The 23,130-nt window shown below is 68.1% G+C and carries 28 protein-coding genes; 22 read left to right on the forward strand and 6 right to left on the reverse strand.

All coding sequences use genetic code 11. The annotated features are described in order from the left end of the window. The first annotated feature begins 75 nt into the window (after nt 1-75). The 19 genes from KSP35_RS20285 (at nt 76) to KSP35_RS20370 (ending at nt 14,312) form a co-directional block, all read left to right on the forward strand. Nucleotides 76-432, forward strand: coding sequence for a BlaI/MecI/CopY family transcriptional regulator (locus KSP35_RS20285; RefSeq protein WP_216997581.1), 357 nt, complete (start codon nt 76-78; stop codon nt 430-432). Between the two features lie 2 nt (nt 433-434). Next, complete coding sequence (locus tag KSP35_RS20290; protein ID WP_216997582.1) at nt 435-1,328, forward strand: M56 family metallopeptidase; 894 nt, start codon at nt 435-437, stop codon at nt 1,326-1,328. Nucleotides 1,329-1,439: 111 nt separating this feature from the next. Then, the gene (locus KSP35_RS20295; protein WP_216997583.1) at nt 1,440-2,057 is read left to right on the forward strand and encodes a hypothetical protein; all 618 of its coding nucleotides are present in this window, start codon (nt 1,440-1,442) and stop codon (nt 2,055-2,057) included. A gap of 266 nt (nt 2,058-2,323) precedes the next feature. After that, nucleotides 2,324-2,998: an N-acetyltransferase gene (locus KSP35_RS20300; RefSeq protein ID WP_216997584.1), complete on the forward strand. Its 675-nt coding sequence runs from the start codon at nt 2,324-2,326 to the stop codon at nt 2,996-2,998. A gap of 122 nt (nt 2,999-3,120) precedes the next feature. Next, entirely contained in the window at nt 3,121-4,026 is a 906-nt protein-coding gene (locus tag KSP35_RS20305) for a hypothetical protein (RefSeq protein ID WP_216997585.1), read from the forward strand. Nucleotides 4,027-4,058: 32 nt separating this feature from the next. Continuing rightward, nucleotides 4,059-5,576, forward strand: coding sequence for a murein biosynthesis integral membrane protein MurJ (murJ, locus tag KSP35_RS20310; protein ID WP_216997586.1), 1,518 nt, complete (start codon nt 4,059-4,061; stop codon nt 5,574-5,576). A gap of 263 nt (nt 5,577-5,839) precedes the next feature. Further along, nucleotides 5,840-6,265, forward strand: a complete 426-nt coding sequence (locus KSP35_RS26235; RefSeq protein ID WP_371748999.1) for a GNAT family N-acetyltransferase — start codon at nt 5,840-5,842, stop codon at nt 6,263-6,265. After that, on the forward strand, nt 6,262-6,564 hold the full coding sequence (locus KSP35_RS20315; RefSeq protein WP_216997587.1) for a hypothetical protein: 303 nt from the start codon (nt 6,262-6,264) through the stop codon (nt 6,562-6,564). Before KSP35_RS26235 ends, KSP35_RS20315 begins: the two co-directional genes overlap by 4 nt. Before the next feature lie 133 nt (nt 6,565-6,697). Then, entirely contained in the window at nt 6,698-7,195 is a 498-nt protein-coding gene (locus KSP35_RS20320) for a TlpA disulfide reductase family protein (RefSeq protein WP_216997588.1), read from the forward strand. Continuing rightward, complete coding sequence (locus tag KSP35_RS20325; protein ID WP_216997589.1) at nt 7,192-7,908, forward strand: hypothetical protein; 717 nt, start codon at nt 7,192-7,194, stop codon at nt 7,906-7,908. The genes KSP35_RS20320 and KSP35_RS20325 overlap by 4 nt, the downstream gene beginning before the upstream one ends. A 35-nt stretch (nt 7,909-7,943) precedes the next feature. Further along, on the forward strand, nt 7,944-8,777 hold the full coding sequence (locus tag KSP35_RS20330; RefSeq protein ID WP_216997590.1) for a cytochrome c biogenesis CcdA family protein: 834 nt from the start codon (nt 7,944-7,946) through the stop codon (nt 8,775-8,777). A gap of 140 nt (nt 8,778-8,917) precedes the next feature. Next, complete coding sequence (locus KSP35_RS26240) at nt 8,918-9,214, forward strand: DUF2752 domain-containing protein (protein ID WP_371749000.1); 297 nt, start codon at nt 8,918-8,920, stop codon at nt 9,212-9,214. Beyond that, nucleotides 9,211-9,942, forward strand: coding sequence for a class I SAM-dependent methyltransferase (locus KSP35_RS20340; protein WP_216997592.1), 732 nt, complete (start codon nt 9,211-9,213; stop codon nt 9,940-9,942). The genes KSP35_RS26240 and KSP35_RS20340 overlap by 4 nt, the downstream gene beginning before the upstream one ends. Before the next feature lie 177 nt (nt 9,943-10,119). After that, nucleotides 10,120-10,554 (forward strand): TlpA disulfide reductase family protein, encoded by a 435-nt coding sequence (locus tag KSP35_RS20345; RefSeq protein ID WP_216997593.1) that lies wholly within the window; start codon nt 10,120-10,122, stop codon nt 10,552-10,554. Between the two features lie 118 nt (nt 10,555-10,672). Next, on the forward strand, nt 10,673-10,897 hold the full coding sequence (locus KSP35_RS20350; protein WP_216997594.1) for a DUF2933 domain-containing protein: 225 nt from the start codon (nt 10,673-10,675) through the stop codon (nt 10,895-10,897). A gap of 285 nt (nt 10,898-11,182) precedes the next feature. Continuing rightward, nucleotides 11,183-12,547: a multicopper oxidase family protein gene (locus KSP35_RS20355; RefSeq protein ID WP_216997595.1), complete on the forward strand. Its 1,365-nt coding sequence runs from the start codon at nt 11,183-11,185 to the stop codon at nt 12,545-12,547. Nucleotides 12,548-12,800: 253 nt separating this feature from the next. Then, nucleotides 12,801-13,466, forward strand: a complete 666-nt coding sequence (locus KSP35_RS20360) for a hypothetical protein (protein WP_216997596.1) — start codon at nt 12,801-12,803, stop codon at nt 13,464-13,466. Then, nucleotides 13,439-13,984 (forward strand): site-specific integrase, encoded by a 546-nt coding sequence (locus KSP35_RS20365; RefSeq protein WP_216997597.1) that lies wholly within the window; start codon nt 13,439-13,441, stop codon nt 13,982-13,984. Before KSP35_RS20360 ends, KSP35_RS20365 begins: the two co-directional genes overlap by 28 nt. Nucleotides 13,985-14,021: 37 nt before the next feature. After that, nucleotides 14,022-14,312, forward strand: coding sequence for a hypothetical protein (locus KSP35_RS20370; RefSeq protein WP_216997598.1), 291 nt, complete (start codon nt 14,022-14,024; stop codon nt 14,310-14,312). A 398-nt stretch (nt 14,313-14,710) separates the two neighbouring features. Here the strand turns inward: KSP35_RS20370 and KSP35_RS20375 are convergent, their stop codons facing one another. Genes KSP35_RS20375 through KSP35_RS20385 form a run of 3 tightly spaced genes read right to left on the reverse strand, consistent with a single transcriptional unit; the run spans nt 14,711 to nt 16,694 of the window. Continuing rightward, nucleotides 14,711-15,532 carry a hypothetical protein gene (locus KSP35_RS20375; RefSeq protein WP_216997599.1) on the reverse strand — a complete coding sequence of 274 codons (822 nt, stop codon included), beginning with the start codon at nt 15,530-15,532 and terminating at the stop codon, nt 14,711-14,713. A gap of 20 nt (nt 15,533-15,552) precedes the next feature. After that, a complete protein-coding gene (locus KSP35_RS20380) occupies nt 15,553-16,449 on the reverse strand; it encodes an ABC transporter ATP-binding protein (RefSeq protein WP_216997600.1) in 897 nt (298 codons plus the stop codon). Further along, entirely contained in the window at nt 16,446-16,694 is a 249-nt protein-coding gene (locus KSP35_RS20385; RefSeq protein ID WP_216997601.1) for a hypothetical protein, read from the reverse strand. Before KSP35_RS20385 ends, KSP35_RS20380 begins: the two co-directional genes overlap by 4 nt. Nucleotides 16,695-16,786: 92 nt before the next feature. On the opposite strand from KSP35_RS20385, the gene KSP35_RS20390 reads away from it, so the two are divergent. Together KSP35_RS20390 and KSP35_RS20395 are read left to right on the forward strand one after the other, a co-directional pair. Further along, nucleotides 16,787-17,545, forward strand: coding sequence for an AAA family ATPase (locus KSP35_RS20390; protein ID WP_216997602.1), 759 nt, complete (start codon nt 16,787-16,789; stop codon nt 17,543-17,545). Then, nucleotides 17,526-18,983, forward strand: coding sequence for a response regulator transcription factor (locus tag KSP35_RS20395; RefSeq protein WP_216997603.1), 1,458 nt, complete (start codon nt 17,526-17,528; stop codon nt 18,981-18,983). The genes KSP35_RS20390 and KSP35_RS20395 overlap by 20 nt, the downstream gene beginning before the upstream one ends. A gap of 32 nt (nt 18,984-19,015) precedes the next feature. Here KSP35_RS20395 and KSP35_RS20400 read toward each other — a convergent pair whose 3' ends face one another. Beyond that, nucleotides 19,016-20,272: an MFS transporter gene (locus KSP35_RS20400; protein ID WP_216997604.1), complete on the reverse strand. Its 1,257-nt coding sequence runs from the start codon at nt 20,270-20,272 to the stop codon at nt 19,016-19,018. 46 nt (nt 20,273-20,318) lie between these two features. Here KSP35_RS20400 and KSP35_RS20405 point away from each other — a divergent pair, with 46 nt between their 5' ends. Beyond that, nucleotides 20,319-20,897 (forward strand): helix-turn-helix domain-containing protein, encoded by a 579-nt coding sequence (locus KSP35_RS20405; RefSeq protein ID WP_216997605.1) that lies wholly within the window; start codon nt 20,319-20,321, stop codon nt 20,895-20,897. A 103-nt stretch (nt 20,898-21,000) separates the two neighbouring features. Here the strand turns inward: KSP35_RS20405 and KSP35_RS20410 are convergent, their stop codons facing one another. Both KSP35_RS20410 and KSP35_RS20415 read right to left on the reverse strand, forming a co-directional pair. Continuing rightward, on the reverse strand, nt 21,001-21,831 hold the full coding sequence (locus KSP35_RS20410; RefSeq protein ID WP_216997606.1) for an ABC transporter permease subunit: 831 nt from the start codon (nt 21,829-21,831) through the stop codon (nt 21,001-21,003). 52 nt (nt 21,832-21,883) lie between these two features. Further along, the gene (locus KSP35_RS20415) at nt 21,884-23,089 is read right to left on the reverse strand and encodes an ABC transporter ATP-binding protein (protein ID WP_216997607.1); all 1,206 of its coding nucleotides are present in this window, start codon (nt 23,087-23,089) and stop codon (nt 21,884-21,886) included. Between the last annotated feature and the right edge of the window lie 41 nt (nt 23,090-23,130).

A 23,130-nucleotide genomic window follows, 5' to 3' on the forward strand; every position in this document is an offset into this window, starting at 1 on the left:
CGCCGCGAGGTCGCGAGCTCGGTCAGGACCCTGCTTGACTCATAGAGAACGGGCCGGCTCGATGGAGGACTTGTGATGTCGCAGCGCCGCCCGATGGGCGCACTCGAAACGGCGGTGCTCGAGCACGTGTGGGCAAGCCCTCACGGTTTGACGCCCCGCCAGGTCTTGGATGCCCTCGAGGGTGACCTTGCCTACACCACCGTCATGACCATCATGAACCGCTTGTGGACCAAGGGCGTTCTCGAGCGTGAACGGGAGGGCAGAGCCTTCCGGTATGCACCGGTGTTCTCGGAGTCTGAGCTCGTCGCCGGTCGGATGGCCAAGGCGCTTGAGGTGGCTAGCGATCGAGAAGCCACGTTGAGCCGGTTCGTCCGAGAGCTCACCAACGAGGACGAGGCCCTCCTTCGGTCGCTGTTGCGCAAGGAAGGCTGAGGGTGTCGTTCGGATTCATCGCCCCGCTCCTGGTGGCCGCGATGGTTGCGCTGGTCGCCGGTCTTCTGCAGTCGAGGCTTCGCCCCCAGGTCGCCGCGCAGAGCCTCGCGGTTGCTTGCGTCTCAGTCGCCGCAGCCACCATCTGGGCCCTGCTCACGTTGGTGCTCGGTGCCCTGGCGGAGAACTCGTTCATTGATCGGTGGTCAGCATGGTGCCCGGAGCTCTACCGCGCCGATGACCACGTCTCCGCATGGATCGGCTTGGGCGCAGGACTCATCCTCGGCGCAGTGCTCTACCGGGCAGGTTGCGCCGCACGGCGCGAACGACGGACGCGCCAACGGCTCCCCGATTGTGAGCACGGCGTGCTCATCTTGGAGAGCGAGCAGCCTGCTGCGTATGCCGTGCCGGGCCGCCGCGGGGGCATCGTCGTGTCTCGGGGGATGATCGAAGCCCTTGAGCCCTCGGAGCGTGCGGTCCTGTGGGCGCACGAGCGTTCGCATCTCAACCACAAGCACCACCGGTACCTCGTGGCGACCGAGATGGCGGCGGCGATCGTCCCCCCACTTCGGGGCCTGGCGGATCAGGTCCACTTCGCCACCGAGCGTTGGGCCGACGAGGACGCGGCGATGGAGGTTGGTGGGGATCGGCAGTTGGTTGCTCGGGCCATCGCTCGCGCCGCGATCGCCTCGGTCGACCACGGCCGAACGGCCATGGCAATGGCGGACACCGGCGTCGGCGACCGTGTCCGCGCCATGATCGACATCGATCGTCGGTTCCTCGCTCCGGCGATCGGCGCCCTCGTCGGGTTGGTGGTGATGACCTCCACCCTTGCGGGCTCGGGTCTGCAGCTCCATCACCTCTTGGCCTTCGTCGCTCACGTCTGCGGAGGCAGCTGACCTCGCGGCACCGGGGCCCATCGACTACAGCTTGTAGCAGATGGTCGCATCGGAGGGCTGGTCGAAGTGAGCTTGTACGGATGGGTTTGGAGCCTCGTGGTGGCGGGGGGCGTGGCGGTCGGGTCGGTGTACGTGGTGGCCCCGGCGTCGATGGCCGTCGAACGGTTCGCCGACCGGCTCGTCTTCGGTGGGTTGGCGGGAGTGCTGGTCGGGAGGGCCGTTGCGATAAGCGCCGGCCAGGCCACGTTCAGCGATCCTCTCGGCGGGATCGGCGGCGACGTCGAGTTCTGGTTCGTGGTTGGGGTCCTCGGGGCGTTCGTCGCGCTGGCCTCTCGGCCCGGCCGGTGGCGCAAGGGGTCGGAACGGCTGAGCGACGTGGCCCCGTGCCTGCTGGCCGCCTTCGGCGTCTTCCAGGTGCTGTGCTGGCTGAGGTCCTACTGCAGTCCGACCGGGGCTCCCCGTTTCGGTCTGGAGCTGATGCTTGGTGGCGGCCTCGTCGCACTGGCCCTTGCGCTGCACGTGAAGTGGTCGTTGTCGCCGAACGCGCGAACCGTTCTTGCCGTCGGGGTGATCGCCGGCGACCGCCTGCTCCTGGCGAGCGGGTCGTCTGGGTTGGCCGGGGCCTGGATGTCGGCCCTCGTCCTTGCCGGGGCGATCGCGTTCCTCGGTCTTCGAGCGGCGCGCGGCTGGCGACTGCGGCAGGCAAGGCGCCACCTGCTTCGTGGCTGAGCTGTCCAACGACAGTCTGTAGTATTCGAAGCATGGCAACCCCCCCTCCCCGACGAAGTCTCGACCGACCACGCGGCATCGGCGTCCACCTCGCGCCTGTTCGTCGTGGCGCTTGTGCTGTTGGCGATCGTCGTCCTCGCCTACTTCGCTCTTGGCATGCCCGGGATGGATCACGGCCCGGCGCCCGAGGTGGAGCACGAGCAGATGGACATGTAGCCCGGGGGTCATGGCTGATCTACTACACACTGTCGTAGTAAGGTCTGGGGATGGCTCTGCTGGCACCCGCCGAGGAATCGACCTTGACCCTGCGACTGGTCGAGCTCGGCGACGTCGGGCCGACGGCGAGGCTCCATGCCAAGGCACTCCCTGGAAGCTTCTTCGTCTCCCTTGGCCCACGCTTCCTGCGGGCCTACCACCGCACCTTCCTCACCAGCCCCGCAGGGATCGCACTGCTCGCTGAATGCGACGGGATGACCGTCGGCTTCGTGGTGGGTACCGTCGACGAAGCCACGCACTATCGACACGTCGTCCGCCGGGACCGGACGGCACTGGGCGTACGAGGTATCGCATCGCTCGCCAGCCGGCCGGCGTTGGCCGGTCGCTTCGTCAGGACCCGGCTTCTTCGATACCTCAGAGGCCTCGTCCGCCTCTCGCGTCGCTCGTCGATCACCTGCGCTGATGTCGTCCACCTGCCGACGGCCGGCGTTCTCAGCCACATGGCAGTCGATGCCCCGCATCAGGGAGAGGGCATCGGCAGGATCCTCTTGGAGGCGTTCGCCGAAACCGCGAAGGCGCAAGGAGCACGAACCGTTCGGCTGGCGACGGCAACGGACAACGAGGGAGCCCGCCGCTTCTACGAGCGCGCTGGCTGGCAGCAGGGGGACGAACGCGCGGACGTCGACGGTCGACGTTGGATGCACTACTCGCGAGACCTCCGGTGAGGGCACAGCGCACGGTCGCTCTTGGTGGCCTATCGATCGCCTTGCTGCTTGCTGGATGCGGGGGCGGCGCGCGGTCGGCAACCCCTAGCAGCGACCCGAGGGCGAGCACCACGACCTCGACGGTGCTGGCGGCCGACACCTCGAGACCGGCGGTCTCCACCTCGACTCCAACTTCTACCTCGTCGACGACTTCGACCACGATCGCACCAGAGCCAACCCTGTACGCGCCGCCGCCGGGCGAGCCTGAGGCAGACCTCAAGTCCGCGGCCGCACGGTTTCTCGAGACGCTGACCACGTTCGGTCCTGGCGGTGCCCAGGAGGCATCTAGCCGAGCCCGGCTCGCGGGTGCCGGCTACGACCCCTCGCTGGCGATGCAGGCGCCACTGCTTCTCGCCGGTGCCGAGGAGTCGGTCGGAGAGATCGTGTACCCGCAGCTCGGAGGCCTGACGGGTGACCAAGCTTCGGTGATGGCGGTGCTGCGTCTTCGCAGGCGGACCTCCTCAGGCACGACGGAGACCGTCGTGCGCACCGTCGATGTTCGACTCGAACGTAGTGGCGACTGGAAGGTCACCGGAGTTGCATCCGACGGAGGCACGGCTCCGCTCGCTGCACGGCCAGACGGTCTGGCTGCGGAAGTGCTGCAGAGCCCTCGGCTCGAGATGTCCGACTCGGCGCGATGGGACGTTGCGGCGGGTCGTATCGACCAGAGGATCTTGCAACTGGTCCTGGACCTTTCCGCAACGAAGAGCCTGAGCATCACGGTCTTCGCATCGGGACATCCGACCAACGTGTTCGGCGAGAGCTCCGTGTCCAACCACACGCAAGGCCGGGGCGTCGACATCTGGGCAGTCGACGGCAAGCCGGTCGCAGGGTCTCAACCCGATGGCCCCGCCCACGAGGTTGCGGCGTCGGCTCTGGCTGCGGGCGCGACCGAGCTCGGTGCTCCCTGGGATCTCGACGGTCCCGGCGGACCGTCGTTCACCAACGCCTTGCATGCGGATCACCTCCACATCGCCTACGACAGTTGACCGATCCATCGCTCTCCCGACCCGCTCTCGGGATGGCCCTGGCAACAGGAGCGAGCCGAGCGACTGGTTTCTTCAGGACCGCCGCCCTCGCATCGGTGCTGGGGGTCACGGGCCTCGGCGATGCGTACAACACGGCGAACACCATCCCCAACATGGTCTTCACGCTGGTCGTCGGCGGTGTGCTCACGGCCGCTGTCGTTCCGATCCTCGTCCAGTCGCACGCTCTGCAGCCCGATGAACCGTCCGCAGCGAGCGCGCTCCTCGGTGTCACGCTGGTCGTCGGCATCCTCGCCAGCGTCGCCGTCGCCGTGTCTGCACCAGCGCTCGTGCGGGCCCTCACTGCGGGCGCCTCGGACCGAGCCGGCTACGAGGCCTACGTGGCGCTGACAACGAGTTGGCTTCGCTGGTTCGCTCCACAGATCGGGCTCTACGCCCTTGGGGTACTCGCCGTCAGCATCATGACGGCGAAGCGGCGTCTGTTCCTCGGGGCTGCCGCCCCCATCGCCACGAACCTCATCACCATCGGAGTGACGCTCTCCGTGGTGGGTGGCGGTGGAAGCGTTCGAGGTGGCGTGGGCAAGATCGACCCAGGCACCGTGTCGGCGCTCGGCGCAGGTACGACCTTCGCCGTCGCTGTGGCCACCGTGGTCCAGCTGTGGGGGGCATGGCGAGCAGTGCCGGGTCTTCGGCCGCACTGGAACCCTGGTCACGTTGCGGTGCGCGGCCTCGGTCGGCGTGCCGGGTGGATGCTGCTCTACGTCGGAGCGAACCAAGTGGGGCTGACCCTCGTCGTCGCCATCGCCACGTCCACCCCGGGTGGGGTGTCGGCCTACCAGTGGGCCTTCACCTTGATGCAACTGCCGTACGCCCTCATTGCCGTGTCCATCATGTCGGCGGCTTACCCAGCAATCAGCCGGGCGGTCGAGGCAACGGTCAGCGTTGCCCCGGCGGTGCGTCGGACGATGACGTCGACCTTTCGGCTACTCGTACCGGCGGCGATCGGTTTGGCCATGTTGGCTACGCCGATCGCCATCGTGCTGGTTGGAAGGAGTGGGGCAGGACTGGTCGCCGCTGCGGCCCTCGGCTTCGCGGTATCGCTCATCCCGTTCACTGCCTTCCAGCTGCTCACGAGGGTTTGCTACGCCCACCATGACACCCGCGGCCCGGCATTTGTGAACGTCGCTGTCAACCTGGTGAACGTCGGAGCAGCGTTCGGGCTGGTCGCCGTTGCTTCCTCAGCGACCCAGGTCCTCGGCGGCCTGGCCCTCGCCCACGCAACGTCCTACGGGGTCGGGGTCTTGTTGCTGGTTGCCAAGCTCGCTCACCGTCAGATCTTGACCTTTCAGGATCTGTTCGCCGGTCACTTGGGAACCTTCGCCGCTGCTGCGTTCATGGGGTTCGTCGTTTGGGTCGGCAACCAAACGGCCGGTCCTGTCGGCTCGCGCACAGAAGCTCTGGTGGTGACCGGAGCGCTGTCGGCCCTGGGCCTCGCGACCTTTGCGGTGGGCACGAAGGTCTCCCGGGTCTTGACGGGTTGGAATCGGCCGTGAACATCCACATCCAGCGTTGCCCAGTGCCGAGGTTGCGGGAGCGCGACGTGTTGATCTTCTCCTCAGTTCTGGCTCGATGTCACGAGGGAGATTCGTTGTACCGCTCCCTGATGCCCAACGAGGCCGATCGTGCTCAGCAGCTCGTTGCCATGTTCGAACACGACATCCGTGTGGGGCTGGGGCGAGCGCAGGCGATCTTCGAGGAGGGCAGGCGAGCGATCTCGTTCTGGCACCCTCCAAACGGAACCCGCCCCCGGTTCCCCATGCCCGGAGCGGTGCCAGCGGCCCGACCCGTTCTCAGAGGCCGGCTCTGGCGAGCGCAACGTTCGTTGGGTCGAGCCGAACAGCGGCTCGCACCCGCTGATCACTGGTTCCTCAGTCACTTCGCTGTCTCGCCGTCGGTGCAGGGGCGCGGCATAGGTGCCTCGATGCTTCGGGCGGGGCTCGACCTGGTCGATGCCGACGGACGAAGTTGTTGGCTCGAGACGACCCGGTCCAGCGATAGCTCGTTCTACGAGTGCGCCGGGTTCGTCACCGTTGCCGTCCTGACCGCTGCTGGCGTTCCCGCGACTGCGGTCATGCGGCGAGAGGCACGGATCCGTCCCAACTCCGATGGTGCAGGCCCCCAGCTGAGCGGGCCCGCAGGACTGTGGCCAATGTCTGTCGATCTCTCTAGGAGCAAATCATGAAGGTTCTGATGTTCGGCGTCGCAATCGCTCTCGCCGTCGCTCTCGGTGGCTGTACCAACATCAACCGGGGCCCTTCGAGCTACACCTCATCTGTCCGCCGAGACTTCCTCCGCGGCTGTGAGCAACAGTCCGAGCGCGATGGCGTTCGGCGGCCAGTGGCGATGTGCACGTGCGCCTACGACCGGCTCCGGTCCTCGCTGCCCTTCGGGGAGTTCCGCGATCTCAACGATCGATTGACGGATCGACCAGCGCCGCTGCCGCTCGAGGTACGTCTGCTGTTCCGGACGTGTCTGGAGTGAGGCCGCCCGAGACGGTTGCCGCGACGCCTGGTTGGACGCTGACTTTCTTGGATCCCGTATCTACGACATACTGTCGTAGATGGGAGATCGGCCGGTCACGGTTCGTCGGGCACGGTCGTGGCTGACCTGCGTCGTGGTGCTCGTCGTGGTCGCGGCCGTGGGCGCCGCCGCTCTGCGGGAGCCGGCACCCACATCCTTCAGCGCCTCGGGGGCGCCGCGAAGGATGCCGGAGGCGGGGACGTTTCCGAACGTCGGGGAGCAGGACTTCGAGGGGATCCTGGTCGGCCTTCGTGGCAAGCCGGTCGTGGTCAACGTCTGGGCGTCGTGGTGCGCTCCGTGTCGCACGGAGATGCCGCTGCTGCAACGAGCCGCCGATACCTACGGAGACCGCGTCGTGGTTCTCGGCGTTGCATCGAAGGATGATCCAGCGGCGGCTCAAGGGTTCCTCGATGACTTCGGATTGACCTATCCGAACGTCTTCGACTCCACGGGTCGCATCCGCGTGGCGCTGCAGGTCAGTGCGTACCCGACGACCTATGTCTTCGACCGCCGCGGAGCGTTGGTGAGCACGGTGAAGGGCGGCGTCTCGGAGCAACGGTTGGCTGCCCTCATCGAAGGGACGCTCAGATGATGGACTTCGGGCTGCTGATGAGCGTGATCGTCGCCCTGGCCGTCCCGGCAGCGCTGGCGCGGCGACGGCCCTTGCTGGGCTTCGAAGAGGGTGAGTCGGTCATCGATGTCTTCGTCGTCCCAGGAGCAGTGGGCCTCTTGGTCGGGAGGCTCGTGACCTTGGCCCTGGATGACCCCCGATCGATCGGGGGTCTGTCTGACATGTTGGTCATCCGCAGTGGTGTCGAGTTCTGGCCAGCTGTGCTATCGGCTGCGCTTGTCGTCGCATGGCAATCCCGACGTGCTGGCGTCCAAGCATTGACGCGGCTCGCTGGCCTCGCGCCCTGGGCCATGGTCGGCTACGCGTCCTACGAAGCGGCCTGCATCTTTCGGGACGGATGCTTTGGTCCGGTCGGCTCGCTCGGTCTGAAGCCGGACGGGATGGACCAGCGAATGTTCCCAATCGGTCTGGCCCTCGGGGTGGCGGTCGCTTCTGCTGCGGCCTTCGTCACGTGGGTTCATCGCCTCGGTTGGCCGCCACTCGCCATCGTCGCCAGTGCCACGGCCTTGGTGGCGCTCGCACGCAGTTGGGCGTCGATCTGGCTTCCTCGGGTCGGCGAGGCGATGACCCGCCAACAGCGAAGCTCGATCGTGGTCGCGATCCTCGCTGCCACCGCTTGTCTCGTCGAGGTCTGGTTGCAGCGGCACCAGAGGACATCGGTGGTGTCGGCGTGACAGGACCCGGACTCCTCCTTGCCCTGACGGCAGGCATGGTCGCTGCTATCAACCCTTGCGGGTTCTCGCTGCTGCCGGCCTACATCGGGTTCTTCGTCACCGGCGATGGAGCAGAGGTGTCGCTCGAGCGTCGGGTCAGCCGGGCGGTGTCATCGTCTGCGTCGGTCACGCTCGGTTTCGTGATCGTCTTCGTACTTCTCGGGGTCGTCTTGAGCTCGGTAGCGGATCGTGTTCGCGGCCAGCTTCCCTGGGTGACCATCGTGGTCGGATCGGTGCTGGTGGTCGCCGGTGTGGCCACGATGCTGGGCCGGCGTCTCCCGATGCCGTCGATCGCGGTTCGGGCGTCGAAAGGGAGAGGACTGACCGCCATGGTCAGCTACGGCGCGGTCTATGCGCTGGCGTCGCTGTCGTGCACGATCGGACCGTTCCTCGCCATCACGACGTCTGCGATCCGTCAGTCGTTGATCGGCGGCATCGAGGCCTACGTCGCCTACGCGTTCGGAATGGGCGCGATCATCCTCGCCATCGCGTTCTCGGCTGCACTGGCCCGGCCCAGACCCGTCAGCGAACTTCGCCGCCTCTCTCGTTTCGCACCTCGGTTCGGCGGCGTGCTGATGGTCGTCAGCGGTTCGTATGCCATCTGGTATGCGCGCTGGGAACTTGCGGTCTACCGCGGCGACCTCGCCCATGACCCGGTCGTCGATGCTGGGGAACGTTGGCGGCTGGCGGCGGTTGGCTGGGTCGAGCGGATCGGCCCCATAGAGCTCAGCTTGGCCATCGTGGGTGCTGTTGCGCTCACGGTCCTCATCGCCGGACTTCGGGCCGAACGGCGTCTGTCGTCGTCAGGGAACGACCCGGCCGAACCATGACCGGACTGTGCGGGTTTGCATCCATCGAAACGTCCGTCGATGACCGTGACCAGATGAGGTGGCTGGGTCTCGTCGCAATTGGGGGCCTCGTCCTCGCAGCGGGACTTGCGGTGTTCGGACCGCTCCCGGTCGACATTCCGATGCCGACACATGCGTTTGGCTGGGTCGAGCCGACGTGCGGGCTGACTCGTGGGTCGACAGCGATCGTGCGAGGAGACCTAGCGCTCGCATGGCGATACAACCCCTCCTCGTATCTGGTCATCGCAGCCGGCGCCCTTGGCTCCGTTCGGTTCGTTTCAGGCGCGGTCACGGGGCGGTGGCTGAACGCACGTCTCCACCCTCGTCCGCTGGGCTGGGTGGCGGTCGCCCTGGTCGTCGCCCTCCTGTGGGCACATCAGCAGCGGAACGCACAGTTCGTCATGGACAGCCGAGCGTGACGCAGTCGCTGCGGGCTCGAGCAGAACAGCTCCGCTCGAATCCACTCCTCACGCTGCACGGTGCTACCGGCGGCGGGTCAGACGCCAGGGCCGAGGCGATCCGCACGTACGCGTTCGCCGTTCCGTCGGATGCTGCGCTCGACCTCATCCAACGCATTGCGTCCTCTGGCGTCGTGGAGATCGGCGCAGGGACCGGCTACTGGGCGGCGCTTCTGGCCGCACGAGGTGTCGATGTCGTCGCCTACGACCCGGCCCCAGCTCCTTCTAGCGATAACCACCTCTTCGCCGGTCGGCAGCCTTGGTACGACGTCCGCGTCGGCGATGAGCACGCCGTTGCAGCCCACGTGGACCGAACGCTCCTCCTCGTGTGGCCGACCTTCGATGAGGCCTGGCCCGCCGAGGCAGCAGAGCGCTACCACCGACGGGGCGGCAGACAGGTGATCTACGTCGGGGAACCGGCTGGGGGCCTGACCGGAGACGCCCGCTTCCACGCACTGTTCGGGATGCTCGAACACTGCTTCGCCTGCGCCTACGGCCTGCTCGACAGTCCCTGCATCTGCGGCACCGAATCGATCTGGAGGCAGGCCCGGACCATGGACATCCCCCAGTGGGAAGGCTGTGAGGACCGCCTCTACATCTTCGAACGGGTCGACCCTGGTCTCGGCCACGTAGTCCCGAACCCACTTCAGAGGCGTCGTTGGCCGTGGCGGAAGGGAGCCCTTCGATGACTATTGGCGATGAGCTGGATCCTGCGCCAAGGAGTTCTCTCAGGCCTCCGTCCAGGCGCGCAACGGTGGTCGCCGGTCTCCTCGTCGCCGCAGTGGTACTGCTCGGTCTGGGGCTGGAGTTCGGGGCATCGGGGTCGGGGGAGAGCAGCACCCCCCCGACCCTCGTCTTCGCCGACCGTGCCTGCGGACCTCGACGGTGAGCCACTGCTCGCGACCCCACTCGCGCTGCCGGGCAGCGACTCCTTGACCCTGGCTGAACTGGCGGGATCCAAGATGGTCATCATCAACTTCTGGGCGAAGTGGTGTGCTCCATGTGTGGCCGAGATGCCGATCCTCGAGCAGGTCCACCGGACTGATGACCGGGTGGTCTTCGTGGGAGTGAACGAACGTGACCCTGCGGAGCAGGCGACAGCGATGGCTCGGCGAACCAAGATCACATACCGCTGGGTCCTGGACCCACGCGGAGACCTTGCCGCCGAAGCCCGAACGATCAACCTGCCCACGACCCTGATGATCAGCGCAGATGGCCAGGTGTTGGCGGCCAAGGTCGGAGCCTTCCACTCGGTGTCAGAGCTGGAGCGATGGATCGCATCAGGCATGGCAACGCCGTGACCCAGCCGCACCGGGGTGTGGGTGGTCCCATTGGCATGGGCGGCCCGACTCGGGACCTTCGACCCTGGTACGACAGGCCGTAGTAGCGGACGCTGAAGTCCTACCAGAGGAGCGTTCCATGGACCTGAAGAACTCGAAATCGCTGATCATCGCTGGGGTCGTCCTCGCGGCGGCTGCCGTAGCAACTGCCGCAGGTCTTCCGCCCGGCTTCCTCCTCATCCTCTTGGTCTGCCCGCTGATGATGGCGCTCATGATGATGGGCATGGGGGGCATGGGCCGCCGACACGGTGGAACAGAAGGCGAGACGGCGAAGCCGAAGGACAGGGCAAGCCATGAGACCTGAGGGCCCCTGCGCCGCCCGTGAGCGTCCATTCGACGGGCATGACGCCGACCTCGCCGAAGGGATGCGACTCGTCTACGGCCGGCGCCCGACACGAGTGCGAAGGGCCTACCAGAAAGGCAACCAGCGATGAGGCAAACCTCAAGAATCGGGCGAAGGGAGTTCCTCGTCCTGACCGGTGGCGCAGGTGCAGCGCTGTTGGCCGGGTGCGGGACCGGCTCGTCCAACGACCGGAGCACCGCAACGGTGGCGAAGAAGCGCGCCACGGTCGGTCCAGGAGATCCGTCCGTGGCAGCGCGCGAGCTGGAGCGACCGGGCACCGGGAGGGTGTCCGCTTTCGACCTGACCGCTGCCGCCACCACCCTCTCCATCGGCAGGCGCCAGGTCAACACATGGGCCTACGGCGGCCAGGTTCCTGGTCAGCCGTTGCGGGTGCGTCAAGGCGACACGATGGCTGTGAGGCTTCGAAACGAACTGCCGGAGGCGACAACGATCCACTGGCACGGTCTCGCCGTTCGGAACGACATGGATGGAGTGCCGGACATCACGCAGGCGGTCGTGGGGCCAGGTGCTTCCTTCGACTACCGCTTCGTGGTTCCGGATGCCGGCACCTACTGGTTCCACCCGCACATGGGCCTGCAACTCGACTGCGCCCTCTACGCACCGCTCATCGTCGAGGAGAAGGACGATCCCGGTCCCTACGACCTCGACCAAGTCGTGGTTCTGGACGATTGGCTCGACGGCATCGATGGGAATTCGCCCGAGAAGGCCTTGAAGGACCTCGTCTCCATGGGCACCGGATCCATGGACATGGGCGACACGACGCCCATGGCCAAGTCGAGCGTGCTCGGAGGCGACGCGGGTGACGTCACCTATCCATTGCACCTCATGAACGGCCGGCCACCCGAGGACCCTGAGACGTTCACAGTCCCCGCCGGTGGACGAGCACGGCTCCGGTTCATCAACGCTGGCTCGGACACTGCGTACCGAGTCGCGGTCGGCGGCCACCGGATGACGGTGACCCATGCCGATGGGTTCCCGGTAGCTCCCGTCGAGGTGGACACGATCCTCATTGGCATGGGGGAGCGTTACGACGTCACGGTGGATCCGTTGACCGGCGCATGGCCACTGGTTGCGCTCGCCGAGGGAAAGGACGCCACAGCGCGGGCGATCATCCGGACCTCGGATGCCGTGACCTCTTCCGCCCCACCGGCAGCGGCTCGTCCCAAGGAACTCGATGGCAAGCGACTCAGGTACAGCGACCTCGTTGCAACTGAGGAAGCCCGACTATCGACACGCCGAGCGGACCTCCATCAAACCCTCGGACTGACGGGGTCGATGATGGGCAACTCCTGGGGCTTCGACGGCAAGCCCTTCGCCGACCATGCTCCCATCGAGATAGAGCAGGGACAGCGTGTCCGCCTCACGTTCGAGAACACGACCTCGATGTGGCACCCGATCCACCTGCACGGCCACTCGTTTCGGCTTGGTACGAACGCAGCCGGCGCCCGGAAGGACACCGTCAACGTGCTCCCAGGCGAGTCCGTAACCATCGACTTCGACGCCGACAACCCCGGCCAGTGGATGACTCACTGCCACAACACGTACCACCTCGAGCAGGGGATGGCCCTGCTCGTCTCCTACGTGACCTGAGTCCTCGAGGCCCCGGCCAAGTCGGGCCGGCTGGTTCAGGCGGCTGCCCTCGGTTTTGTCGAGCCCGGAGGGACTGTCGGTCCCCACCGACGGTCGATCGCTGGCCGGAGCGACAGAGTAAGCAGGCCCTCGACCGAAGCGGGATGGTCGCGTATCATCCAGGGCGCAGTGCTCGGGTTTGCCGATTGGACGTCTCGGCCCGAGTTCGTTGCCGCTCGGTGTCCCTTTCGTGAGTCTCCGAAGGGAACCGGCCATGCGCGGCAGCATCCAGAAGAAGGGCACGCGTTGGTACGCGGTCGTGTACGACGGAGTGAACCCGAAGACCGGGAACTACGTCCGCCGGTGGGTTCCCGCCGGCACCCGGCGCTCCGATGCCGAGAAAGTGCTCGCCGACCTGGTGAAGCGGAGCCACGGCGGTGAGACCGTGGTGAGCGAGCGCACGACCCTCGGCGAGTATCTGACCGAGCGGTGGCTGCCGATCCAGAAGGCGCGCCTGCGCGCTGGGACCTTTGACTCGTACCGTCGAAACGTCGAGCTTCACGTTCTGCCGGCGTTGGGCCTGCGCCCGCTCGACCGGCTGAGCGTCGAGGACATCGACCTCTTCTACGCCCAGCTCCTCACCACCGGGCGCAAGAGCAATAAAGGCCACGGCGAGGGACTCAGCCCGAAGACAGTCCACAACATCCACGTGATGCTCAACAAGGCCATGAGCGATGCCCACCGGAAGGGCACCGTCGTCCGCAACGTGGTGGCCCTGGCTGACGCCCCGTCGGTGGGAGCTCGCAAGCGGGCCGAGATCCGAGCCTGGGAAGCGGCGCAGCTCGCGGTGTTCTTGGATGCGACGGAGACCACCGACTCCATCCGGCGTTCCACCTGTCGTCGCACACAGGGATGCGCCGAGGCGAGGTGTTGGGGTTGAGGTGGGGGGACATCGATGTCGACAACGCTCGGCTCTCAGTCCGCCAGGCGCTGATCTCGGTTGCGTACGAGGCGCAGATCTCCGACGTGAAGACCGGGGCTGGTCGGCGGGTGATCGACCTGGACCCAGGCACCGTGGGCGTGCTGCTGGAGTGGCGCAACAGGCGGGGTGAGGAGCAGGGTGGTCGGAAGACCGGAGCCGAGGAGATCGTGTTCACGAAGGAGGACGGCTCGTGGATCCACCCTGACCTCTTCAGCCAGAGCTTCGACCGGGCGGTTGCGAAGCTCGACCTGCCGAGGATCTCGCTGCACGACCTCCGCCACACCCACGCCACGCTCCTCCTCAAAGCCGGCGTGCCGGTAAAGGTGGTGAGCGAACGACTCGGCCACGCCAACGTCGCGTTCACCATGAGCGTCTACCAACACGTCCTCCCCGGCATGCAGGCCGAGGCGGCCGAGGTGTTCGCTCAGCTGCTGTCGGATCGCAGCTCCACCGACGAGGAGCCGGACGATGCGTGAGCAACAGGCCTGGGGCGAGCCATGGAACGATGGCTCGATGAAGTTCGACGAGAGCGCACCGGACAGTCCTGCGCTTGCCGAGTGGCGTGAGCGGCTGGCGAGTTACCTGGACAGTCAGGAGAGCATCGAGGGCCTCCGGTCCCGGCAGCAGCCCAACCCGCCGTGGCCGGAGCCGGACAATCCGATGCTTGGCTACCTCCTGGCGCGAGCCGCAGAGATCGCCGAGGCGGAGGGGTTGCAAGCCGCGATCACGTGGGCGGCGGTCCACGCCTGGTTCGAGTCGGCCATCGAAACGCGGGCCGCCGTGATCCGGGATCTCGGGGCCTGAAGGCATGGCCACTTCTACTGTCGCTTCTACTGTGCGGCGCGATACGGGTGGGTACGGACCGGGAAGAGACGCCCGTTCGAACGAATGAAACCCCAGCTCAGAGGTACTGACCGGTACAGGCAGGGATGGCCCGGGAGGGCGAGTCCTGGGCTCATAACCCGAAGGTCGCAGGTTCAAATCCTGCCCCCGCCACCATCGAAAGCGCAGGTCAGGCCCCACTTCTCGAGGTGGGGCCTTCTGCTTTCCTCGGGCGCTTCTACAGTTTTTTCTACAGTCCGACGAGCCTTCAAGCGCTCGAAGCACGGTGAGCCCGACGCCCTGACCTGCGGGTTCCTCGGCCCAAGGTCGTCGCAAGGGCCAGACCTTCGAGTGCCCAGCCCGAAGGTCATCGCTGCGGCTTAGGCGACGTCTCTGCGGCTGAGGACGACGGTGCCAGCGACGAGCGTGAGCAGGGAGTAGGCGGTGAAGACGAGGGCGTACTGAGACCGGTGGAGGGTGGCGGCGAGGATCTCGGGGGTGTCGAAGTCGGAACCGACGCCGAGCATCCGGTAGCCGGCGTCGAAGGGCAGGTAGCGGCCGATTGTCGGCGGGGTGAAGGTCCGCAGGAGGTTCTCGGCCACGAACCACCAGACCAGGAGGCCGGATACGGCCCCGGCGCTGTGGTGGACGAGCAGGCCGAGCCCGAGCCCGAACGTGGCGGCGGCGCCGGTGTATAGGAGGGCGTACCCACCGGTTAAGGCCAGGTCCGATGGTCGGCCGAGGGCGAGGCCACCAGTGGCGGCTCCGAGTGCGGCGGCAAGCATGCCGGCGGTCCCGAAGGCGATTCCGACGCCTGCGGTCAGGATCGCTTTGGCCAGGATGACGTACCGGCGTCGGGGCTGGGCGATGAACGTGGCGGCGAGGGTGCCGTGCTGGGCCTCGGAGGTGATGGCCAGGACGCCGGCGATGGCGGCGAAGACGGCGGTGAACACTGCGGGGTAGACGAAGACCTGGGAGACCGTCAGGACCTCATCGGTGACCAGCTTGGAGGTGGCGTAGGCGGCGAGGGCGTCGACGACGACCGTCAGGCCGAACAACACCCGGTTCGACCGGACCGTTGCCAGCTTGATCCGCTCGCTGCGGAGGGCGTCGGCGATCGCTCGACGTTCACGTTCCCACCTCCGGCTCAGGCCGGGGGAGACGGCTGCGGGCGCATGGGGCATGAGCGGGGTGGTTGTCATGGAGGTTCCTTCGGTGTGGGTCATCGGGCGGACGCGAACTCGGCGGAGGCCTGAGTCAGGTCGAGCAGGCTGTCTTCGAGCGAGCGGGTGGTCTCGGTGAGCTCGTCCAGGCGGATGCCGTGGTCGAAGGCCAGCTGCGAGACGGCGGCCAGGCTCGTCCCCGTCAGGTGGAGGCGATCTCCGACGGTTCGGACGGTGAGGCCCTGCGGGTCGAGGGCATCGAGGAGCTCAGCGCGCTGGATGGTGCGGACCACGACGGTGGTCTCGTTCCGGGCCATGATCGCGGCGAGCGGTTCGGCGGCGATCAGTCGGCCGCCGCCGACGACGACGAGGTCGTCGGCGAACATGGCGAGTTCGCTGATGAGGTGGCTGGAGACGAACACGGTCCCGCCTCGTTCGGCGAAGGCGCTGAGGTGGTTGCGCAGCCAGCGGATGCCATCGGGGTCGAGGCCGTTGGAGGGCTCGTCGAGGAGCAGCACGGAGGGATCGCCGAGGAGCGCTCCGGCGAGCGCCAGGCGCTGGCGCATGCCCAGCGAGAAGCTCCGGGCCCGCTGATCTGCGACGGTCGCCAGGCCCACCTCTTCGAGCACCTCGTCGACCCGACTGCGGCTGATGCTGCTGAGCGCTGCCATGGCTCGGAGGTGGTTGCGTGGTGTGCGCCCCGGGTGGGTGGAGGCGTCCAGCACGGCTCCGACGGTTCGCGTGGGGTGCGCCAGGTCGCCGAACTGCGTGCCGTCGTAGCGGACCTCGCCGGCGTCGGGCCGCGTGAGGCCGACCATCATCCGCATGGTGGTGGACTTGCCGGCACCGTTGGGTCCGACGAAACCGGTGACGCGACCGGGGTGCACGTCGAAGGTGAGGTCGCCGACGGCGCTCCGGTCGTCGTACCGCTTGGTGAGTCCGGTGATGCTGATCATGGGGTGGCGCTCCGTGGTCGATGGTCTGACTGGTCTGTGAGGGGTGCGATGGAGATCACCTCGGCGTTGACCGAGGCCAGGTGGGCGAGGAGGCCGTGTAGATGAGCGGTGTCGGTCACCGGGCCGATCAGGCCGGTCGTTCCGTCGTCGTGGTGTTCGAAGGTGAAGTCATCGAGCAGCGGGCGCAGGAGGCGAGCGCTGGGCCGGCCCCGGATGACGATCTCGTAGGTCGTTCGATCGGGCATGGGTCCATCATCCGATCGGTGGACTGGCTCCGCCTCGCCTCCTCGTCGATCTCACCCGGGTGAGATCTCTGCCGTGCCCGTAGGGTCGGGACATGGGGGCCGGGGAGGACGACCGGTTCGCAGCCACCAAGGTCCGGCCGCCGTTGCCGCCCGATCGCCTGGTCCATCGGCAGCGGCTGCTCGCCGTGCTCGATGCGGCGGTGCAGGGTCCGCAACGACTGGTGCTCGTGAGCGCTCCGGCCGGCTCGGGGAAGTCGACCCTGCTGGCGTCATGGGTCGACGTTCGACAGGAACCGGTGGCGTGGTTCCAGGCCGAGGAATGTGACTCGGATCCGGTGGCGTTCTGGTCCTACCTGGCCCGCGCCATCGCCGTAGCGCTACCGATCGACGGACCTCGGTTGGCAGCGCTCGTCGCCGGCTCGAGAGGCGACGACCTGGTGGTGGTCTCGGCGTTCGTGAACGAGCTGGCTGTGGTCGAGGGCGGCCTCACCATCGTGATCGACGACCACCACCTCGTCGCCGATGCCGGGGTGCAGCGAGGCGTCGAGCGCTTCGTCGATCTGTGCCCTCCGGGGGTCACCCTGGTGATCGCCACCCGGTTCGATCCGCCGTTCCGGCTCGGACGCCTTCGCGTCCGCAACCAGATGGTGGAGCTGCGAGCTGCCGATCTCCGCTTCGACGAAGGCGAGGCGAGCGCTCTGCTCGGGACCGTCGCCGGCGACCTCGAAGCGCTCCCAGGTGGCCGCACTGTGCGAGCGGACCGAGGGCTGGGCGGCGGCGCTCGTGTTGGCGGGGATCTCGATGGGCCGGGCCGCGAGCGCCGAAGACTTCGTGACTTCCTTCCGGGGTGACGACCGCCTGGTGGTCGAGTACCTCCACGACGAGCTCCTCACCGGCATCGACCTCGCCGAGCGCCGACGTCTCCTGCAGGTCTCCGTCGTCGACCAGCTCAACGGCGACCTGGTCGACGCGATCAGCGGGACCGAGGACGGAGCGGCGTGGCTGCGATCGGTGGCCGAGGAGAACCAGCTCCTCATCGCGCTCGACCGCACCGGGACCTTCCGCTTCCACCACCTGCTCCGGGACCTCCTCCGGCTCGAGGCGGCGACAGAGCTGCGCGGCGAGCTACCCGAACTGCACACCCGAGCAGCCGAGTGGCTCGAGCTCCACGGCGAGCTCGATGCAGCGATCGCCCACCTGATCGCCGCGGGTGACGCGCCCGCTGCGGCGCGCATCTTGCGGATCCGCGGCGTCGAGCTCCTCGCTGCCGGCCAGATCGACACCCTGCGGCGTCTGCTCCTGCAGCTCGGCGACGTGGCCCGCACGGTGACCTGGTGCGCGCTGCTCATGGGCTGGTGCGAGTTCATCGGTGGGCGGGCGACCCTCGCCTCCGGTTGGCTCGACGACATGGCCGCGGCCGCGCCGGCCGACTTCGATCACACCGTGGCCGCTCCGCTGCGCATGAACATCCTCCTCGCCGAAGGCGACGTGTCCGCCGCGCTCACCCTCGCCCGGTCGATGGACGACCCCGACCGACTTCGGTCTCGGTCGGCCGAGCTGTCCACCGCCGTGGGTGCGGCCTACGCCTGGGCCGGCCGGTCCTCGGATGCCCGTCGGGTCCTCGACCTCGCCGTGGCGAAGGCTTCGAACGACGACCTCCGCAGCGCATGGGTGCTCGCCCTCGTGTACCGGGCCGTCGTCGAGCTCGACGCCGGGACCCGAGCCTCGGCATCGGCGACTGCCGCAACCGCCGTGGAGACGGCCGAGCGCCTCGGTCTCGGGGAGTACCACGGCATCGCCGTGGCCCTTGCCATCCGAGGCCGCACTGCGGAGAGCGCCGAGGAGGCGGCCGACGATGCTCGGCGGGCTGTTGCGCTGGCTCGCAGGGCCTCGACCGACCTGGCGCTGGGTTACGTCCTCTGCCTAGCCGGCGACACCCTCCTGGACCTCGACGACCCCACCGGTCGACCTCTGCTGGACGAAGCGCGGTCCGTGATCCACCGCGCGGCCGACCCCGGGATCGTCGGCCGCCACCTCCAGCTCGCTGAGTCCCGGCACCACATCGCTTCCGCCCGGCCTCGGGTCGCAGCCTTGGTCGAGCAGCTCACCGACCGGGAGCTGGCGGTGCTCCGACACCTGCCCAGTGCTCGGTCCCAGCGCGAGATCGCCGACGAGCTCTACGTGTCGCTCAACACCGTGAAGACGCACTGTCGCGCCATCTACCGCAAGGTCGGCGCCGCCGACCGCAAGGGAGCGGTCCAGTCCGCCCGAGACCTCGGCCTGCTCTGAACGGCGGTCACGGTGGGTGCGCCGGGGCGCTCCTATGCGGGCGAGACTCCGACGATCGTCGCTCCGGCGCCGCTGGGGAGCTCGACCGGTGGGCGGCGGTGGGCGAGCACAGCAGCGGCGCAGAGCAGCGCGGTCAGGCCGCCGAGGACGAACGGCACTCGAGGTGATGAGGCCTGGATGATCCACCCCATGGCGAGCGCACCGATCGGGGTGCTGCCGAACAGAGCCATCTGGTGGAGCGCCATCACCCGGCCCTGCATGGCCGGGTCGGTCGCTTGCTGGACCACGACGGTGTTGACCGACTGGAACGAGGCCGAGGCGAACCCGAGGAGGATGCTGATGGCCACGAAGGCCCAGAACGTGGGGGCGGCGGCGAGGGCAACGCAGGTGGCCCCGAAGCCCGCAAGAGCGATGGCGAGGGTGCGGCGGGGGTGCGGCTTCACGCCGGCGATGTAGAGGCCGCCGAGGATCGAGCCGATGGCGCTGACGCTCATCGCGGTCCCGACCGAGCCGGCACCTCGGTCGAAGCCGAACCGGACCATCGAGGGAAAGGTGGTCGGGAAGTTGAGGGCCACGGTGCCGACGATGGCCATGACCAGCAGGGGACGGAACACCTCCGGGCGGGTCCTGACGTACGCGAGGCCTTCTCGCAGCTGGCCCTTTGCTCGGGCCAGGCGGGGACGAGGCACGAACTCGTCGGTGCGGAGTGCGAGGAGGGCGACGACGACCACCACGTAGGAGGCGGCGTTGACGACGAAGCAGACCTCGACGCCGACCGTTGCGATGAGCGCACCGGCCAGGGCCGGCCCGATCAGTCGTGACACCGAGTTGATGGTGCTGTTGGTCGCCACCGCGCTGGGCAGGAGGTCCGGGCCCACCAGTTGGAAGAGGACCGCCTGCATGGTCGGCCGTTCGAGGGCCAGGATCAGGCCGAGCAGGGTGGTGAGGGCGTAGACCCACCAGATGGTGACGTGGCCGCTCGCCACCACGATGGCGAAGGTGAGGGCGACCAGGCCCGAGAGCGTGGAGGTCGCCAGCAGCACCCGGCGGTTGTCCAGTCGGTCGGCCAGGACCCCGGCCGGGGCACCGAGCAGGAGCATCGGCAGGAACTGCAGGGCGAGGGCCAGGCCGAGGCGGTCGCTGCGTCCGGTGATCTCGAGGACCAGCCAGATCACCGCCAGGGACTGGGCCCAGGAACCGACGCTCGAGATGGTCTGGCCGAGGAAGTACCGCCGGAAGTTGCGATTGGAGAAGGCAGCGAAGCGCTGGTTGGCCGGTGCGGAGGACATGCTGCGAGCTTGACGACTCCATGTCTCTGTGGCAACGGTGTTTGTCATGCAGGCAAACGACGACCCCGGCGAGACGATCGATGCACGGGTCCGGCGGCGGCTTCGTGAGCTGCGAGCCGAACAAGGGCTCACGCTTCAACAGGTCAGCGAGCGGGCGAACATCGACATCTCGATGCTCAGCCGGCTCGAGTCCGGCAAACGTCGCTTGGCCCTCGACCACATCCCCGGTCTCGCAGCAGCGCTCGGGGTGAGCGCAGATGATCTCCTGCGGGGTGCGCCCCCGGTGGACCCGCGGGTCCGTACCGAGCCGGCGACCTACGACCGCCTGACGGTGTGGCCGCTCACCAACCGGCAGGTCGGCGGGCTGCGGACCGTCAAGGTGCGCATCGACCCGAAGCGCCGCAAGCCGCCGGCCCGCTTGCGCGTCCATGACGGCCACGACTGGATGTACGTGGTCGAGGGCCGCCTGCGCCTGATCCTCGGCGACCAGGACCTGGTCATCGAGCCCGGCGAGGCGGTGGAGTTCAGCACCTGGATGCCGCACTGGTTCGGGGTGGTCGACGAGCCGGTGGAACTGCTCGCCGTCTTCGGCGCTCACGGCGAACGCACCCACCTCAGCCCGTAGGCCGGCCGATGCCGTGGGCCGACCATCGCCGTTCGGTTCCGAGGACGTCCGGACGCGCCAGAGCCCGGGCCCTGGGCCCGGGCTCCAGCACGATGTCGGTGGGTCAGGCAGCGTCTCGGCGATAGAGGAGGAAGGTGCCGACGGCAAGGGTGGCCAGGGCGTAGCCGGCGAAGATGAGTGCGTACTCGGGGCGGGCCAGCTGGTGGGCGATGGCGACGGGGGCCTCGAAGTTGGGGCCGGCGTCGAGGAGCCGGTAGCCGGCGCTGAAGGGGAGGGCGTGGCGGACGCCTTCGGGCAGGGCCGGAGCGAAGAGGCTCTCGATGACGAACGACCAGAGGAGCAGGCCGGTGATGGCGGCGGCGCTGTGGCGCACGATCATGCCCACGCCGAGCCCGATCAGGGCGGCCAGTGCGATGTAGAGCAGCGCCCAGAGGGCACGGGACGTGAGGGCCGAGCCGCCGCCGAGGTCGACCCCACCGAGGGCGGCGCCGCCGAACCCGGCGACCATCCCGGTGGCACCGAGGGTCAGGCCAATGGTTGCGGCGGTGGTGGTCTTGGCGGCGACGATCACCCAGCGGGCGGGGCGGGCGGCAAGCGTGGTGGGGAGGGTGCCGTGCTGGGCTTCGCCGGTGAACAGGAGGATCCCGGCGACTGCGGCCATCATCGCGACCAGCGGGAGCGGATAGATGAAGAGCTCGCTCGCGGTGAGCGTGGCGTCGGTGGCCGTGGCGGCGAGGCCGTAGGCGACGAGTCCGCCGACGAGGGCGGTCAGGGCGAGGATGGCGCGGTTGGCTCGGAGGGCGGTGAGCTTGATCCACTCGCTCCGTAGGGCGAGGGGGAGCGCTCGAAGGTCGTCGCCGGGGCTGCGGGCCGTGGAGCCGTCGGTGGTCCAGGCGATGGTCGGGCTGGCGATGGTCGGGCTGGTGGTGGTCATGGGTTCGGTCCTTGGGTTCGAGGTGACGTGAGGGCTGTGGTGCGTGGCGAGATCAGGCGGAGGCGTATTCGGCGGAAGCGCCGGTGAGGTCGAGAAGGGTGTCCTCGAGGGACGGGGCGACCTCGCTGAGCTCGACGAGGCGGATGCCGTGCTCGAAGGCGAGCTCGGAGACCGTTGCCTTGTCGGCGCCTCGGATCGACAGCCGGGCGCCGGTGACCTCGACGGTGGCGTGCGCCTCGGTGAGGACCCGGGCGAGTTCGGTGGGCTGAGTCGTCTCGGCGACGACAGAGCCGGTGGAGCGGGCGGTGAGGGCGGTGACGGTGTCGGCGGCGAGGAGCTTGCCGCCACCGACCACGACGAGGTCATCGGCAAACAGGCTGAGCTCGCCGATCAGGTGGCTCGACACGAACACGGTCCCGCCCCGGCCGGCGAAGTCGGTGAGGTGGTTGCGCAGCCACCGGATGCCGTCGGGGTCGAGGCCGTTCGACGGCTCGTCGAGCAGCAGCACCTGCGGGTCGCCTAGCAGCGCTCCGGCCAAGGCCAGGCGCTGGCGCATCCCGAGGGAGAAGCCTCCGGTGCGTTGGCCTGCGACCGACTCGAGGCCGACTTCGGCCAGGACCTGGTCGATGCGGGCGGCGGGGAGGGCGCTGAGCGCGGCCATTGCTCGGAGGTGGTTGCGGGCGCTGTGGCCGGGGTGCATGCATCGGGGGTCGAGGACGGCGCCGACGAGTCGAGCGGGGTGGCGCAGGTCGGCGTAGCGGACATCGCCGTAGTGGACCTCGCCGTGGTCGGGGCGGGTGAGCCCGAGCATCATCCGCATGGTCGTCGACTTGCCGGCGCCGTTCGGGCCGACGAACCCGGTGATGCGGCCGTCGGCCACGGTGAAGGTGAGGTCGTCGACGGCGGTGCGGTCGTCGTAGCGCTTGGTGAGTGCGGTGACGTTGATCATGAGGGTGCTCCTGGGTGGTCGGGGTGGTGGGGCGCGGGTTGGGTGGCGGTGGCGTCCGGGGGGGAGCTGGGTGACCGAGAGGAGGGTGATCCCGAGGTCGCGCAGCTTGTGCAGCAGGCCGTGCAGGGCGGCTTGATCGACGGTTGCGCCCTGCAGGACCGTGCTGCCGTCGTGCTGCTCGGTGAGCGAGAAGCCGTCGAACCACGCTGCCCAGCGGCCGCTGAGCCGGCCGGCAACGTGCACGTCGTAGGCCGAGGTGCACGGTTGGCCGGCCGCCGTGACGGGGGTGTGCGTCTCGTCGGTGTCCATGTCGGGACCGTACGAACGGACCTGGTGAGCCCACATCACAT

Source organism: Aquihabitans sp. G128 (genome assembly GCF_019048865.1).
Taxonomy (GTDB): Bacteria; Actinomycetota; Acidimicrobiia; order Acidimicrobiales; family Iamiaceae; genus Aquihabitans.

Bases quoted from the DNA above. Each gene is read 5' to 3' on its own strand.
- KSP35_RS20285 (WP_216997581.1), top strand. From the start codon at position 76: ATGTCGCAGCGCCGCCCGATGGGCGCACTCGAAACGGCGGTGCTCGAG.
- KSP35_RS20300 (WP_216997584.1), top strand. From the start codon at position 2,324: ATGGCTCTGCTGGCACCCGCCGAGGAATCGACCTTGACCCTGCGACTG.
- murJ (WP_216997586.1), top strand. From the start codon at position 4,059: ATGGCCCTGGCAACAGGAGCGAGCCGAGCGACTGGTTTCTTCAGGACC.
- KSP35_RS26235 (WP_371748999.1), top strand. From the start codon at position 5,840: ATGCCCGGAGCGGTGCCAGCGGCCCGACCCGTTCTCAGAGGCCGGCTC.
- KSP35_RS20315 (WP_216997587.1), top strand. From the start codon at position 6,262: ATGAAGGTTCTGATGTTCGGCGTCGCAATCGCTCTCGCCGTCGCTCTC.
- KSP35_RS20325 (WP_216997589.1), top strand. From the start codon at position 7,192: ATGATGGACTTCGGGCTGCTGATGAGCGTGATCGTCGCCCTGGCCGTC.
- KSP35_RS20330 (WP_216997590.1), top strand. From the start codon at position 7,944: ATGGTCGCTGCTATCAACCCTTGCGGGTTCTCGCTGCTGCCGGCCTAC.
- KSP35_RS26240 (WP_371749000.1), top strand. From the start codon at position 8,918: ATGCCGACACATGCGTTTGGCTGGGTCGAGCCGACGTGCGGGCTGACT.
- KSP35_RS20350 (WP_216997594.1), top strand. From the start codon at position 10,673: ATGGACCTGAAGAACTCGAAATCGCTGATCATCGCTGGGGTCGTCCTC.
- KSP35_RS20360 (WP_216997596.1), top strand. From the start codon at position 12,801: ATGCGCGGCAGCATCCAGAAGAAGGGCACGCGTTGGTACGCGGTCGTG.
- KSP35_RS20365 (WP_216997597.1), top strand. From the start codon at position 13,439: ATGCGCCGAGGCGAGGTGTTGGGGTTGAGGTGGGGGGACATCGATGTC.
- KSP35_RS20370 (WP_216997598.1), top strand. From the start codon at position 14,022: ATGAAGTTCGACGAGAGCGCACCGGACAGTCCTGCGCTTGCCGAGTGG.
- KSP35_RS20375 (WP_216997599.1), bottom strand. From the start codon at position 15,532: ATGACAACCACCCCGCTCATGCCCCATGCGCCCGCAGCCGTCTCCCCC.
- KSP35_RS20380 (WP_216997600.1), bottom strand. From the start codon at position 16,449: ATGATCAGCATCACCGGACTCACCAAGCGGTACGACGACCGGAGCGCC.
- KSP35_RS20385 (WP_216997601.1), bottom strand. From the start codon at position 16,694: ATGCCCGATCGAACGACCTACGAGATCGTCATCCGGGGCCGGCCCAGC.
- KSP35_RS20390 (WP_216997602.1), top strand. From the start codon at position 16,787: ATGGGGGCCGGGGAGGACGACCGGTTCGCAGCCACCAAGGTCCGGCCG.
- KSP35_RS20400 (WP_216997604.1), bottom strand. From the start codon at position 20,272: ATGTCCTCCGCACCGGCCAACCAGCGCTTCGCTGCCTTCTCCAATCGC.
- KSP35_RS20405 (WP_216997605.1), top strand. From the start codon at position 20,319: ATGCAGGCAAACGACGACCCCGGCGAGACGATCGATGCACGGGTCCGG.
- KSP35_RS20410 (WP_216997606.1), bottom strand. From the start codon at position 21,831: ATGACCACCACCAGCCCGACCATCGCCAGCCCGACCATCGCCTGGACC.
- KSP35_RS20415 (WP_216997607.1), bottom strand. From the start codon at position 23,089: ATGGACACCGACGAGACGCACACCCCCGTCACGGCGGCCGGCCAACCG.